At 74.7% G+C, this 14,772-nt stretch carries 4 protein-coding genes (1 of these 4 running past the window's edge); all 4 read right to left on the bottom strand.

All coding sequences use genetic code 11. The features are described 5' to 3' along the window. Tightly spaced (each overlapping or abutting the next), the 4 genes in view from P7L68_RS03880 to P7L68_RS03895 form a layout consistent with a single transcriptional unit that may run on beyond the window. On the bottom strand, window positions 1-4,299 hold the full coding sequence (locus tag P7L68_RS03880) for a type I polyketide synthase (RefSeq protein WP_371999885.1): 4,299 nt from the start codon (window positions 4,297-4,299) through the stop codon (window positions 1-3). Further along, complete coding sequence (locus P7L68_RS03885; protein ID WP_371999887.1) at window positions 4,296-8,945, bottom strand: condensation domain-containing protein; 4,650 nt, start codon at window positions 8,943-8,945, stop codon at window positions 4,296-4,298. Before P7L68_RS03885 ends, P7L68_RS03880 begins: the two co-directional genes overlap by 4 nt. Then, a complete protein-coding gene (locus P7L68_RS03890) occupies window positions 8,942-12,319 on the bottom strand; it encodes an amino acid adenylation domain-containing protein (RefSeq protein WP_371999889.1) in 3,378 nt (1,125 codons plus the stop codon). The genes P7L68_RS03885 and P7L68_RS03890 overlap by 4 nt, the downstream gene beginning before the upstream one ends. After that, a protein-coding gene (locus P7L68_RS03895; protein ID WP_371999890.1) for a beta-ketoacyl synthase N-terminal-like domain-containing protein crosses the window boundary here: on the bottom strand, window positions 12,316-14,772 show its 3' portion. It continues 567 nt past the right edge of the window; only the last 2,457 of its 3,024 coding nucleotides appear in the window; its start codon lies off the right edge, out of view — the gene reads right to left on this strand; its stop codon occupies window positions 12,316-12,318. Before P7L68_RS03895 ends, P7L68_RS03890 begins: the two co-directional genes overlap by 4 nt.

The following is a 14,772-nucleotide window of genomic DNA, read 5'->3' on the forward strand; positions in this document are numbered from 1 at the left end:
TCACTCGGCAAGGCTGGCGAGAAGGTCGTCGAGACCGGACTGATCGAGCCCGGCCGACGCGAAATCCGAGGGGGTGAGGCGGCCGGCGGCGGGATCCAGGCAATGGGCGACCAGACCGGCCAGCCGGTCGAGGATCTGCCGGCCGAGCGCCGTCAGCGCCGCGGCGTCGCGGTCGGTGGCCGCCAGCCTGAGATGCAGCCGCCCCCCGGCGAACCAGGCGAGCAGTTCCAGCGCATGGCCGCCCGGGGCGCCGGGGGCGCGGACCAGATCGGCGGCCGTGGCGGTGACGATCCGGCCGGGCGGGGCGGTATCGAGCGGCCCCAGATAGGACAGCCGCGGATCGGACTGCCGCCCGGCCGGCGACAGCCGCGGCGGCAGGTCGTCCAGCAGATCCATGGCGCCGAGCCGCGCGCGGGCGGTGCGCAGCGCCTCTTTGGCGGCCGGGATGGCGTTGTCGGGGCCGGCGGCAATCCCGGCCGGAACCGCCACGGCGACGCTGGCGGCAAAGGGCCCGACGGCGCGGGAGAGGTCGAACCCCGCCTCGCGGCCCGACGAGGCGACCCAGAGCAGATCACCGGCCAGCACCGATGCGGCGGCGGCCCAGACCAGTTCTTCGGTGGTGGTGCGATAGGCCTGCGCGGCCGGGCCGGCCAGGCTGGCGCTGATATCGGCATCGAGGGCCAGATCGGCCACGGCCTGCGGCCCCGCCGCTGCCGGCCGGGCCGGGCCGGCAGCGGCGGCCAGCCTGTCGAGCGCGGCGCGCAGTGCCGCATCCTGCCGGGCGGCCGGCATGGCCGCGGCGGCCCAGGCCGGGAAGCCCGGCCCGGCCGGGGGCAGGGCGGCGTCGGGCCGGTCGAGCAGCCGGTCGAGACCGGTCGCCAGCAGATCGGCCGAGGCGGCATCGGCTATGGCGGCATCCACCGCCAGCCAGAGCCGGTCGGGCCGGTCGGTGAGGGCAAGACATACCGGCCCGCCCGCCGCCCGAAGGGCATCGGCCACGGTGGCGGCGTCGTCGGCCAGCGGACCGGCCAGCAGCCGTGCTGCCGGCGGCGGATCGGCCGCGATCACCGGCCGCCCGCCCGGGCGGGTCAGGCGCAGCATGGGATGATGGCGGGCAAGCGCGGTCATCGCCTGGGCGGCGGTGGCCCGATCAACCGGTCGGGCAAGATCCAGCCGGCGCAGATGCAGCGTGGCGGGCGCCGCCTCTGCCGCCCAGGCGGCAAGGCCTGGGGTTGCGGTGACCGGGCCGTCGGCGGGCGTCTCGTCCGGGTCGCCGATCGGCTGCACCATCCGGGCGAGGCCGGCGACGGTGCGGGCCTCGAAGACCGATTTGGCGGTGAGCGCCAGCCCGGCTTCGGCGGCGAGGCGGACCATGCGCAGCACCATGATCGAATTGCCGCCGAGTTCGACGAAATCGTCGTCGCGGCCGATCGGGGCGATGTAGAGCAGTTCGGACCAGATGGCGGCCAGCGCGGTTTCGACCGGGCCTTCGGGTGCCGCCCAGGCGCTGGCGAGATCGGGGCGCGGCTGGGCCGGGATGGCGGCGGGGCCGGCCGCCGGCGCCGCGGCCTCCGCGGCCGCAGGGGCGGCTGCGCGCCCGCCCGCGTCCAGTGCGGCGATGGCGGCGTCTTCGGGCGTCGGCAGCCAGTGGCGGGTGCGGGCGAAGGGATAGCCCGGCAGTGAAACCGGCCGCGGCCCGGCCGCATCTTCGGCCGGGTCGAGGGCGATGTCGTGGCCGGCGACCCAGAGCCGGGCTGCGGCCGAGAGCAGGGCCGTGCGGTCGGCGAGCGGATCGCCGGCCGCGGCCCGGGCCGGCGGCAGCAGGGTGACGACCGGGGCGAGGCCGGCCGCGGCGGCGAAGGCGGCGACACCCGAGGGCGGGCCCGTTTCGACCAGCAGGCAGGCATCGCCGAGTGCCGCAAGGGCTGCGGCGAAGCGCACCGGCCGGCGGATCTGCCCCGCCCACCAGCCGGGATCGGTGGCATCTGCGGCAGTGAGCGGCCGGCCGTCGACCGATGAGATCAACACCCGCAGCGGTGCCTGGCGCGGGGTCGCCGCGACCGCCGCCGCCATCACGTCGAGCGCGGGCGCCATCAGCGCGGTGTGGAAGGCGCGGCTGGTGCGCAGCCGGGTGGTATCGATCCCGGCCGCGCGGGCGGCCTCGTCCAGCGCCGCGATCGCCGCGGGGCTGCCGCCGGCGACCACGGCATCGGGCGCGTTGATCACCGCAATTTCCAGCACCGCGGCCGGCCCCAGGGGCCGGCGGACGCCGTCGATCAGCGCCTGCACCCGGGCATCGGATGCGGCCAGATGCAGCATCGCTCCTTCGGGCGTCGCGGCCATGGCGCGGCCCCGCACAACCGCCAGCCGGCAGGCATCGGCATCGGTGAAGATGCCGGCCAGGGCGGCGGCGGCCAGCTCGCCGATGCTGTGGCCGGCCAGGCGTTCGGGCCTGAGCCCGCGCGCGTCCAGCAGCCGGGCGAGGGTGAGTTCCACCGCGACCAGCAGCGGCTGGGTGTTGCGGGTATCGGCCAGAACCGCGGCATCGCCTTCGGCGATCAGCCGGGCCAGATCCGGCCCGCCGGCTGCCCGCACCGCCTCGGCAAGCGGCCGGAAGATCCGGGCGGCCTGGGGATCGGTGGCGAGCAGGCCGCGCATCAGCCCGGGATACTGGCTGCCCTGGCCGGGCAGGATCAGGGCGACCGGGCTTCCGGTCGCCGTGCCGGCGATTACCCGGCCGGCGGCAAGCGCCTCGGCGGCCGCGGCCCGGTCATGGGCGACCACGGCGCGGCGGTGGCGGAAGGTCTTGCGGCCATGGCGGAGCGTCCAGGCCGCGTCGGCGAGCGGCAGATCCGGCCGCTCGGCCAGCCAGGCGCCCAGGCGGGCAACGGCCGCATCGGCGGCGCGGGCATCGGCGCCCGAAACCGCGAGCAGCTGGACGGGCGAGGCGGCCGGCCGGCCGGCCGGCAGCGGCGCCTCTTCCAGCACGACATGGGCATTGGTGCCGCCGACACCGAAGCTCGACACCGCGGCACGGCGCGGCATCCGCCCGCGCGGCCAGGGGATCGGCTGCGACACCAGCCGGAAGGGCCGGCGGTCGAGATCGAGCGCCGGATTTGGCCGGTTGGTGTGCGGCGTCGCCGGGATCAGCCCGCGATCGAGCACCAGCGCGGTCTTGATCAGCCCCGCCAGCCCCGCCACCGTATCCATATGGCCCAGATTGCCCTTGAGCGCGCCGACCGGAACCAGCCCCGGAACCAGCGCCCGCGGGTCGGCCGCCGCCGCCCGCCAGGCCTGGTCGAGGGCGGCGATTTCGATCGGATCGCCCAGCCGGGTGGCGGTGCCATGGGCTTCGACATAGCCGATCGCGGTGGGGTCGACGCCTGCGACCGCCAGGGCCTCGGCGATCACGGCGGCCTGGCCGTCGACGCCCGGGGCTGCGAAACCGACCCGGGTGGCGCCGTCATTGTTGACCGCACTGCCGCGGATCACCGCGATGATCCGGTCGCCGGCCGCCAGCGCGTCGTCGAGCCGGCGGAGCATCACCGCCGCGACGCCGCTTGCGAAGATGGTGCCGTCGCCGGCCGCATCGAAGGGCCGGCACAGACCGTCGGGCGACCGGATCCCGCCCTCGGTATAAAGATAGCCCAGCCGGTTGGGGATCAGCACCGTGCAGGCCCCGACCAGGGCACGGTCGCAATCGCGTGAGAGCAGGCTCTGGCAGGCGAGATGGGTGGCGACCAGAGAGGAGGAACAGGCGGTCTGCACGGTGATCGCCGGGCCGTTCAGGCCGAATTCATAGGCGATGCGGGTGGCGGCGTAATCCTTGTCGTTGGCGATGACCACCTCGACCGGATCGATGCTGCCGTCATGGACCCGCGGCATGACGTTGGCGATCAGATAGCCCGAGATGTTGACGCTGGCGAAGACGCCGGTGCGGATACCGTCGCGGTCGCCGGGGATGATCGCGGCATCCTCGAACGCCGCCCAGGCGGTTTCCAGCAGCAGGCGCTGCTGCGGGTCCATGAAGGCGGCATCACGCGGGGGCATGCGGAAGAAGCCGGCATCGAAACAGTCGGGATCGTCCAGCCCCGACATCATCGGCACATAGCCCGGGCGATCGTGGATGCGGGCATGGATCGAGCGGGCGAGCACATCGGCCGGCACCGGCTTCATCGCCGTGCCGCCGGTTTCGAGCAGCCGCCACAGCGCCTCGATATCGCAGGCCGCAGGGAAGCGGCCGGCCATGCCGATGATCGCGATGGCCTCGGGGCCGGCGCCGTCGGTGGTTTCGGTCATCGGGTGGCTCCGCGGTGCGGGGTGGGGCGCAGCCGGACGGCCCGCCTGGCGCGGGCGCGGGCCATGGCGTCGTCGGTCGCGGTATCGGCGGGCGGGCCGCTGCGATCCAGATGGGCGGCGAGCGAACGAATGTCCGGATATCGGAAAAGAACGACCAGAGGCAGGTCCTGGCCGGTTTCCCGTGCGATGCGCGCCTGCACCTCTGCCAGCAGCAGGGAATTGCCGCCCAGCCCGAAGAAATTGTCGTCGATGCCGACCTCGTCGAGGCCCAGAACGGCGCGCCAGATCGCCGCCAGCCGCTTCTCGGTGGTGGAGCCCGCTTCGACCAGGCGGCCGGTGGCGGCATGGGCGCGGGCGGTGGGCGGCGGCAGGCGGCGCCGGTCGATCTTGCCCGTGGCCGTGCGTGGCCAGGCATCCAGCAGCACCACCACATCGGGCACCATGGCCGGCGGCAGCGTACGCGCCAGATGGTCGCGCAAGGCAAGCTTCAGATCGGCGGCATCGGCCAGCCGCTCGGGATGGCTGGCCAGATCGTCGAGCGCGGGCGACGCCTCCGGCCGGATCGCTGCATGAGCGACCGGCTGGAGATCGCCGTCCGGCCGGCCGTTGCCGACGGCCCGCCGGAACATGGCGGTGAAGCGGGTGCCGTCCGCCCCCTCGCCATGATCGAGATGCAGATCCAGCTGCCAGCCGTGGCGGGCGGCCAGATCGTGCAGGGTTTCGGGATCGGTGCCGGCCTCGGTGTCCGGCAGGGCGTCGCAGGCAGCCGCCACCGCCTGCCGCCAGTCGGCGGCATCGGCCGGCAGGCCGGCGGGATCCCGGGCGGGATCGACCAGATCGCGCGCGATCCGCCCGGCGGCAAGGCGGCGATGGGGGATGCCGGTCACGGTCAGCCCGCCCGCCCCGGTTTCTGTGGCCAGGGCGGATTCAAGCGCATCCAGACCCGCCCAGGAGGCGGCCTCCGCCACCGGGGCTGCGGTGGCGGCGGCGTTCAGATGGATGATCGCGTCGTAGCGATGGGCGGTGAGTTCGTTGCAGGCCCGGCCCCGCCGCGGCAGGGTGGCGACCGCAGACCCGGGCCAGTGGCGGCCGGCCAGCACCGGCACCGCCCGCGGATGCAGCACCAGTTCGGGCTCGGCGGCGATCCGCGCCGCAACCCGGTCGCGCAGGGCGGGGCCGTCGAGCCGGTCTTCGGCGCGGCGGTGCAGCACCTCGGCATGGAAGGCGGGCAGGCTGCCCAGGTTGCGCAGATCGCCGAGCAGGATGCGGGCATCCGGGGCGAGCACCGGCACCAGCGCCGCCAGCACCCGGTCCAGATGCGTGATCGAGGGCAGGTACTGCACGACCGAGTTCAGCACCACCACGTCGAAGCCGCCCGGCGGCACGGCCCCGGCCGGCAGGGGATCGGCGGCCTCGGCCTCGATCAGCTGCAGATGGCCGAGACCGGGGCGGCTGCCGGCCAGGCCGCGCAGCAGCTCCAGCGCCGGCCGGCTGACATCGGTGCCGACATAGCAGGGCACGTCCGGCGCCAGCCGTGCGGCCAGAAAGCCCTGGCCGACGCCGATCTCCAGCACCCGCGAGGGGTTGAGCGCGCGGATGCGGGCGACGGTCGCCGCCACCCATTCCGCCATCTCGGCAGCCGGGATCGGCCGGCCGTCATAGCTGCTTTCCCAGATCCGGTAATCGTCGAGCACGGCGGTGCCGGCATCGCGAACGGCGCCGTAGAGATCGTCATAGACCTGACGCCAGCGGTCGACCGCGCGGCCCGCGGTATCGGCATCGCCGCCCTTGTCCGCAGGCACGACATAGGCCACCAGCCGCCGGTCGGGGGCTGCGCTGTCGGCCTCGGCCTCGCGCCGCACCTCGACCGCGGCGACCAGCGCTTCGCGCACCCGGGGATGATCGGCCAGCCGGGCCTCGATTTCGCCGGGTTCGATCCGCACGCCGCGGATCTTGATCTGCAGGTCGCGCCGACCGCGGTGGACCAGCTGCCCGTCGGGGCGCCGGCTGACCAGATCGCCGGTGGCCAGTTCCACGCCATGGGGGCCGTTGCGGAACAGGGCCGCCCTGCGCGCGGCATCGCCGTGATAGCCGAGCGCCAGCACCCGGCCCGAGAGATGCAGTTCCCCCACCATGCCCGGCGGCACCGGCCGGCCTTCGGGATCCAGGATCCGGGCGATGCAGCCGGGCAGGGGCAGGCCGATCGGAATGTCGGTATCGTCCGCGGCCGGGTCGATCCGGGCCACGGTCGCATCGGCGGTGACTTCGCTTGACCCGTAAAGGTTGAGAATTACGGTATTATCCGCAAGTGTTGGACGTAGACGTCGGAGCAGCGGCCGGTCGAGCGGCTCACCGCTGACATGCAGCAGCCTGAGCGGCCAGGGCGCCGCGCCGTCGCGGGCGGCCCCGTCGGCATCGATCATCGCCGCCAGCACCGACGGGGTCACGACTAGCCGGGTGACCCCGTGCCGGCGGATGAGGGCGAGCAGCGCCGCCGGATCGCGGGCCTCGTCGGGCGCGGGCACCAGGGCCGGAAAGCCGCCGAGCAGCGGGTGGAGCACCTCGGCCAGGCCGTCGACGAAGGCGGGCGAGGTCTTGAGGCAGGCAAGGTCGCCGGGGCGGGCCGGCCAGGCCGTCACCGCCCAGACCAGACGGTTGAGCAGGGCGCCGCGGGCCAGTGCCACCGCCTTCGGCCGGCCGGTGGAGCCGGAGGTGTGGATCAGCACCGCCGGGGCATCGGGATGGATGGCGACCGGCGCGCCATCCTGAACCGGCGGCAGATCCGCCGGATCGAGATGGACGAGACCGGGCAGCGCCGCGGCGACGGCAGGGGGGGCCACCAGGGCGCGGATCCCGGTGTCGGCCGCGATGTCGCGCACCGACAGGGGCGGCCGGCGCGGGTCGAGCGGGGCGGCCACCACCCCGGCGCGCAGGCAGCCGAGCAGGGCCGCCAGATAGGCCCGGCCGGGATCGAGCATCAGGGCCACCACCTCGCCCGCGGCGATCCCCGCCCGGTCGAGCGCCGCGGCCCAGCGCGCGGCATCTGCCCGCAGACGGGCCGCGCTCACCTCGCCCCCGGCACCGGTCAGCGCCGGGGCATCGCCTCGGGCGGCAAGCGCGGCATCGATCCGGGCGAACAGGTCGTCATCTGCCGCATCGCCCGCCAGCGCCGGGCCGCCATCGATGGTGGCGGCGGCCGCGGCCTCGGCCGGGTCGGCCAGCGCCAGGCCGGCCAGGGGGGCGGCCGGGTCGGCCAGGCCCGCCTCCAGCAGCCGGACCACGGCCGCGCCGATCCGCTGCACGGTCGTCTCGCGGAACAGATCGGTCGAATAGATCACATGGCACCAGATCCCGTCGGCCTCGGGCCAGGCCAGGATCTCCAGGTCCATATGGGTCGCGGCCGCCGGCACCGGCAGCGGGGTCAGACGGAGCGGCCCGTCTTCCGCCCGGTCGAGCGGGGCGTTCTGGAAGGTGAAGGCGACCTGATAGAGGGGGTTGCGATCCAGATCGCGCTCGGGAGCCAGCGCCTCGACCAGGTTCTGGAACGGCACCGCCTGATGGTCCAGGGCCTGAAGCACCTCGTCGCGCATGGCCTCCACCTGGCCGGCGAAGCTGCCGGCGCCGGCCAGGTCGGTGCGGATCAGCAGATTGTTGACGAAGAAGCCGATCAGCTCTTCGGCCTCGGGCCGCGTGCGGCCGGCGACCGAGGCGCCGATGACGAAACGCTCCAGCCCCTCGATCCGGCCCAGCGCCGCCGTGACGGCGGCGAGCAGCACCATGTTCAGGCTGGCGCCGCAGGCGCGGCCGAACCGGTCGGCCGCGGCGGTCAGGGCGGCGGGGATGCGGAAGCCGGTGGCCGCACCGGCGAAGCTCTGTTCCGCCGGGCGCGGCCGGTCGCCGCGGGGCGAGAGCGGCGGCAGATCGGCCAGCCGGTCGCGCCACCAGCGGATGTCGTCATCGAGCCGGCCGGCCGGCAGGGCCTGGGCCGCCGCAACGGCGGCATAGCGCGCGACCGGCGCGAAGGCGGGGGCGGTGCCGCGGCTGCGGGCGTCCAGTGCGGTGGCGAGGTCGCGGTTGAAGATGCCGATCGACCAGCCGTCGAAGGCGATGTGGTGGAAGCCATAGACCAGGATGTGATCGTCCGGGCCGCGGCGCAGCAGCCGGGCGCGCATCACCGGCCCGCGGGCCAGATCGAAGGGGGTGGCGGCCTCGGCCGCGATCGCGGCCCGGATGCGGGCCTCCGCCACTTCCGGCGCCGCATCGGTCAGATCCTCGACCGGCAGCTGGACGGCGGCGGGCGGCAGGATGCGCTGGCAGGCACCCCGGCCCGGATCGTGCGGGAAGATGGTGCGGAGCGGTTCGTGACGGGCGATCACGTCGCCGATCGCGGATTCCAGCGCGCCCGTGTCGAGCGGCCCGCGGATGCCGAGGGCGAAGGGCAGGTTGTAGGAGGCGCTGTCTGGCGCCAGCCGGTCCATGAACCACAGCCGTTCCTGCGCTGCCGACAGCGGCGGCGAGACCGGATCGACCTCGGGCAGGGCAGCGGCGGGGCCACCGCCGCCCGAGAGCCGGGCCAGATCGTCCACCGACAGGGCGGCGAGCCGCTGCTTCAGCGTGTCGAGGGAGACGGGGGAGAGCAGGGTCATGAGGCGGTTCCTTCGGCGACGCGGCGGGCGAGATCGGTCAGCACGGCATCGGCGATGCCGGCGATGGTGGGGTCGGCGAAGACCGCCGCCAGCGAGGGTTTCACCCCGATCCGCGCCTCAAGCCGCAGCGCGACGCGGGTGGCGGCAAGACTGTCGGCCCCCAGCGTGAACAGATTGGCCCCGGCATCGGTGACCGGGGTGCCGAGGGTTTCGGCCCACAGCCCCGCGATCAGCTGTTCGAGCGGGGTTTCGGGCGCCCGGCCGGCGGTTGCGGCGGTTGCGGTGAGCGGCCCGCCGGTCAACGCCTTGCGGTCGAGCTTGCCGTTGGCCGTGAGCGGCCAGTGCGCCGCCACCTCCCACAGCCGGGGGGTCAGCGCCCGGGGCAGCCGGCCGCGCAGGAAGGCGTCGAGGCCGGCCGCATCGGGGATGTCGCTGCCGGGCACGGGACGGATCCAGGCCACCAGAATCTCGGCCGGATCATCGGGACGCAGCCGGCGGGCGGCGACGGCGGCCTCGGCCACGCCGGGATGGGCGGCGATGGCGGCCTCGATCTCGGCCGGGTCGGCACGGGTGCCGCCGATGTTCAGCTGGAAATCCACCCGGCCCAGGAATTCGATCCGGCCGTCGGGCAGCCAGCGGCCGCGATCGCCGGTGCGATAGAGCCGCAGCCCCGTGGCGGGGTGGGTGATGAAGCGCTCTGCCGTGCGGGCCGGATCACCCAGATAGCCGTCGGCCAGGCAGACGCCCCCGCAATACATCTCGCCCGGAACCAGATCCGGGCGCTCTGCCAGAACGTCGTCGAGGATGTGATAGCTGCAATTGGCGATCGGCCGGCCATAGGGCAGGCTGGGGCCGGTGACCGGGCCGTCGGGCACATCGTCCATGATGTTCCAGACGGTCGTCTCGGTCGGCCCGCCGATGGTGGTGACGACGGCCCCCGGCGCCAGCGCCTTCAGCCGCGCCGGCAGCCCGACCGGCACCCAGTCGCCGCCCAGCACGAAGCGGCGGACCGGCAGGGATGCGCCCGCGGCTTCGGCCTCGGCGGCCAGCATTCCGGCCAGCCGCGGCACGCTGTTCCAGATCGTGGCGCCGGCATCGCGGATCCGGCGCAGCCAGTGGCCGGGGTCGAGGGCGCCGTCCTCGTCGAGGCAGACGATGCCGCCACCGGCGGCGAGCGGACCGAACAGGTCGTAGACCGAGAGATCGTGATGGAGCGCGGTGACCGCCAGCGCGCGGTCATCGGGCCCGATGCCGAAACGCTGGTTGGTCACCGCCACCATATTGGCCAGCGCCCGGTGACCGACGACCACCCCCTTCGGCGTGCCGGTGGAGCCCGAGGTATAGATGACATAGGCCGCCGCATCCGGGCCGGGCATGGATGTGGGGTCGAGCGGCGCCGCGCCGGGGCCGATGTCTTCAAGTGCGATCAGCGGCAGGCCGCCGGCCGCCTGGCGCGCGGCTTCGGCGCCGGCATCGACCAGCACGGCCCGCGGCCGGGCATCGGCCAGGATGGTGGCGAGACGTGCGGCCGGGCTGCCGCGGTCGAGCGGCAGATACGCCGCCCCCGCGGCCTGGATACCCAGCACCGCCGCGGCCTGATCGGGCCCGCGGGCGACCGACAGCGCCACCCGGTCACCGGCTTCGACACCCGCGGCGGCGAGCGCGTCGGCGATCGCCCGGGCGCGTGCCGAGAGCGCACCGGCGGTGAGCGGTGCGCCGCTGCCGAAAATCACGGGCCGGCCGGGGGCGGCCGCAAGGGCATCGGCGATCATTGCCGGGACGCAGCGATGGGGGATCGGGGCGGTCGCGCCGTTGGCGGCGGCACGCCGCGCGGCCTGGGCCGGCGGCAGCCTGACCGGATCGGCCAGCGTCCAGGCGGTCTCGCCATCGGCCAGGCGGTGGACCAGATCGGCGAAGGCCTGGAACATGTCGGCGATCATGCCCTGGGGGAAGCGGTCTTCCACCGCATCCCAGTTGAACATCAGCCCGCCGTCGAGTTCGAAATACTGGGCGTCGAGCCAGACCTGCGGCGTGCTGGTCAGGCTCTGTTCCAGCCGGCCGAAGACCCGGAAGGCGTCTTCCAGCGCATCGGCTTCGGTAGAGACGCGGTCGGGCATGGTGGTGAAGACGATCGGCATGGCACCCGCCGCCATCTCGCCACGCAGCCGGCCGAGTTCGCGCAGCTGGCGCACGCCCGAGACGGCCTGATGTTCCAGATCGGACCACAGCCGCTGCTGCACCGCCTGGGCGCGGGACAGGAAGTCCTGCCCGCGGCGGAGGTCGATTTCAAGCAGGCTGAACGAGGCGAATTCGCCGACCATGCGCGGGATGTCGCCATGCCAGTCGGGCCGGTTGAAGCGCGGCACGTTCAGCGTGAAGTGCCGGCTGTCGGACCAGCGGGCCAGCACCTCGGCATAGGCGGTGGCCATCACCGCCGGCAGACCCAGGCCACGATCGCGCGCCATGCGCTTCAACCGGGCGGTGGCCAGCACGTCCAGCCGGTCGACATGGCGGCGGAAGCGATGGGATGACGGCGCCCCGCCGGGGGTTTGCCTCTGCCCTGCGTCCCCCTGCCCTGCCTCCCCCTGTCCGGCGCCCCCGTCCCCGTCCCCGGCTTCGGCCGGCCGTGCCTGCGGCAGGGCGGGGGGCGGCGGCAGCGTCGCCAGCCGGTCGCGCCACCAGGCCAGCGCACGGGCGAAGGCCGGTGTCCGTTCCGAGCAGGCAAGCGCCGCCACATAGTCGCGGAAGCAGATTTCCAGCGGCTGAAGCACCGCCTCGGGATCGCGGTAGAGGGTGGCCAGTTCGCCCACCACCACCTGGAAGCTGCGGCCGTCGAAACACCACATGTCGAAGCGCATGAACAGCCGGCCGGCCTCGGGCCGGGCCGGATCAGTCCGCACGAAGCGCAGCTCCGACTGCGGCCAGCGGTCGAGCGGCTTCACCTCGGCATGCAGCCGCCGGCGCAGCGCCTCGATCTCCGCCTCCCGCGCGGCAGGGGAAAGGGCGGTGACATCGTCGACGATCAGCGGCTGACGGGGGGCGGGTTCGATCACCCGCTGCCGGCCTTCGGCATCGACCACCGCGCGCAGCATGTCGTGGCGGCGGATCAGCGCATTCCAGGCCCGTTCCAGCCGGGCCGTGTCCAGCCGGTCGGTGACGAATTCGACCAGCATCTGCATGGCGCCGCCATCCTGGAGCCCGTCCTGCCGGCCGGCCCAATAGGCATACTGCATGTCGGTCAACGGAAAGGGCTGGAAGCGGCCGGCGGCGTCATGGGTGATCCGCGGCGCGGGGCGGCGGCGCAGGGCGATCCGGCGGGCGATGCGGGCGCGGTCGGATCCGGCATCGGCCGGCGGGGTCAGGGTCTCGGTCATGCGGTCGCTCCGATCATGTCGTCTCCGGCGAGCGCCGCCAGCCGGTCGGCCAGGGCGCGCGGTGTCCGGCCTTCGGCGATGGCACCCAGCGGCGGGCGCAGCCCCGCCGCCTCTTCGATGGCATTCAGGATCTGAAGGGCGGCAAGCGAGGTGCCGCCCAGGCGGAAGAAGTCGTCATCGGCCCCGACCGCGGGCAGGCCCAGCCGCTCGGCCCAGATCTCGCAGACCACCGCCAGCAGGGGATCTTCCGCCGCATCCGCCGCGGGCAGGGCCGTGTGGGTGGGCGGTGTGCGGGCGGCCGGCAGGGCCGCGGGGCCGGGCGACGGCAGGGCCGGGGCGGCCGTGCGGGCCGGCAGCGGCACCTCGTGGATGTCGCGGGCGAAGGGATAGGCGGGCAGACCGCCCGATCGCGGGGCGGGGGCCGCGCCGACAGGCTCGTGGCCTGCCAGGAAGGCGGTGGCCCCGATCCGGGCGAGCAGGGCTTCCGCATCCCGGCCGTCGGCCGTTTCGTCGTCGAACAGGGTGACCCAGGCGGCCGCCCGTATCGCGGCGCGGCCGGCCTGGGCCAGTACCGGGCGCGGCGAGAGTTCGAGGAAGGTGGTGGCGCCTTCGGCCTCTGCCGCCGCCACGGCTTCGGCGAAGCGCACCGGCCGGGTCAGCTGGTCCGTCCAGTGTGCGGCCCGGCCGACCGCCGCATCGGCCAGGCCGCCGGTGACGGTGGACACCAGCATCACCCCGCCGGGCGCCCGCAGATCCATCCCGGACAGCGCCGCGGCCAGCCGCGGCACGCAGCCGGCCATCAGCGGGGTATGGGCCGGGCGGGGCACCGCCACCATCCGGTGCGGCACGCCGTCTGCGGCCATGCGTGCGGCCAGGCGGCGCACGGCATCGGGCCGGCCGGCCACCACCGATTGCCCCGGGCCGTTCAGCCCCGCCAGCCACAGCTCCGGCCCGGCTTCCGCCATCAGCGGCGCCAGCGCCCCGGCCGCGAGCGCGACGGCGAGCATCAGCCCCTGGGGCGCATCGTCGCGGAAAGCGCGGGCGCGGGCATCCAGCAGCCGCACCGCATCACCGGTATCGATGACGCCGGCTGCCGCGGCGGCGGTGATCTCGCCCACCGAATGGCCGAGCACCAGATCGGGGGGGAGCCCCAGCGTCTCCAGCAGGCGGGCCAGGGCCAGGCCGAAGGCGAAACCGGCGATCTGGCTGCGATCGGCCTCGACCGGATCGATATCCGCGCGCTCGGGATCGCTCAGCCAGGTTGAGACGGCCGGCCGGCCGAGGGCGGCGAGGGCGGCATCGCAATCGTCGAGCACCGCCCCGACGGCGGCATGATCGCGGGCAAGCGCCCCCAGGATCCGGCCGGTCGGCACCCCCTGGCCGGGGAAGACCAGGGCCAGACGCGGCCGGTGCGGTGCCAGGCGGCCATGGATCTGCGGGCTCTGGCGGGCCAGATCGGCCGCCAGCGCCGCGGCATCGCCGCCGATGGCGGCAAGCCGCCAGGGCAGGCGGGCGCGGCCGTCGCGCAGCGTGGCCGCGGCCACGGCCGGATCGGGGGCATCCGGGGCGCGAAGGCGGTCGATCCAGGCCAGACGCAGCCGGTCGAGCGCCGCGGGATCGGCGGCGGCAAGCGGCAGGCAGATCTGGCCCGGCCGCGGCAGCGGCGCGGGCCGGGGTGCGGCGGGCGCCTCTTCGACGATCACATGCACATTGGTGCCGCCGAAGCCGAAGGCGCTGACCCCGGCCCGGGCCGGCCGGCCGCGATCCGGGATCGGCTGTGCCCGGGCGGCGACCCGGAACGGCGTCTCGTCCAGTTTCAGCAGCGGGTTCGGCTGCGTGAAGCCGGGTACCGGCGGGACCAGCCGGGCCTGAAGGCCCAGCACCGCCCGGATCAGCCCGGCCATGCCGGCGGCGGTTTCCAGATGGCCGATCGCGGCCTTGGCCGCCGTCAGCGCGATGGGGGCCGCCGCCCTGGCGTGGACACGTGCAAGGGCTGCGACCTCGATCGGATCGCCCAGCCGGGTACCGGTGCCGTGGGCCTCGATGAAGTCGAGATCGCCGGGGGCGATGCCGGCCAGCGCCGCCGCCTCGGCCAGCACCTCGGCCTGGCCGTCGATCGAGGGGGCCGAATAGCCGGCCTTGCGGCCGCCGTCGTTGTTGATCGCAAAGCCCCGGATCACCGCGCGGATCGGGTCGCCGTCGGCCCGGGCATCCTCCAGCCGGCGGAGCAGCACCGCGCCGACGCCGTCGCCGCTGACCGTGCCGTCGGCTGCGGCATCGAAGGGCCGGCAGCGGCCCGAGGGTGAATGGATGCTGTCGCCTTCGGCCCGATAGCCGCGCCCCTGGGGAAAGGCGATCGAGCCTGCAACCGCAAGCGCCCGGTCGGCGCTGTAGTCGCTGAGTGCCTGGCAGGCGGTGGCCACCACCGCAAGCCCGCTGGAACAGGCGGTGAG

The sequence above is a fragment of the Tistrella mobilis genome (genome assembly GCF_041468085.1).
GTDB lineage: Bacteria > Pseudomonadota > Alphaproteobacteria > Tistrellales > Tistrellaceae > Tistrella > Tistrella mobilis_A.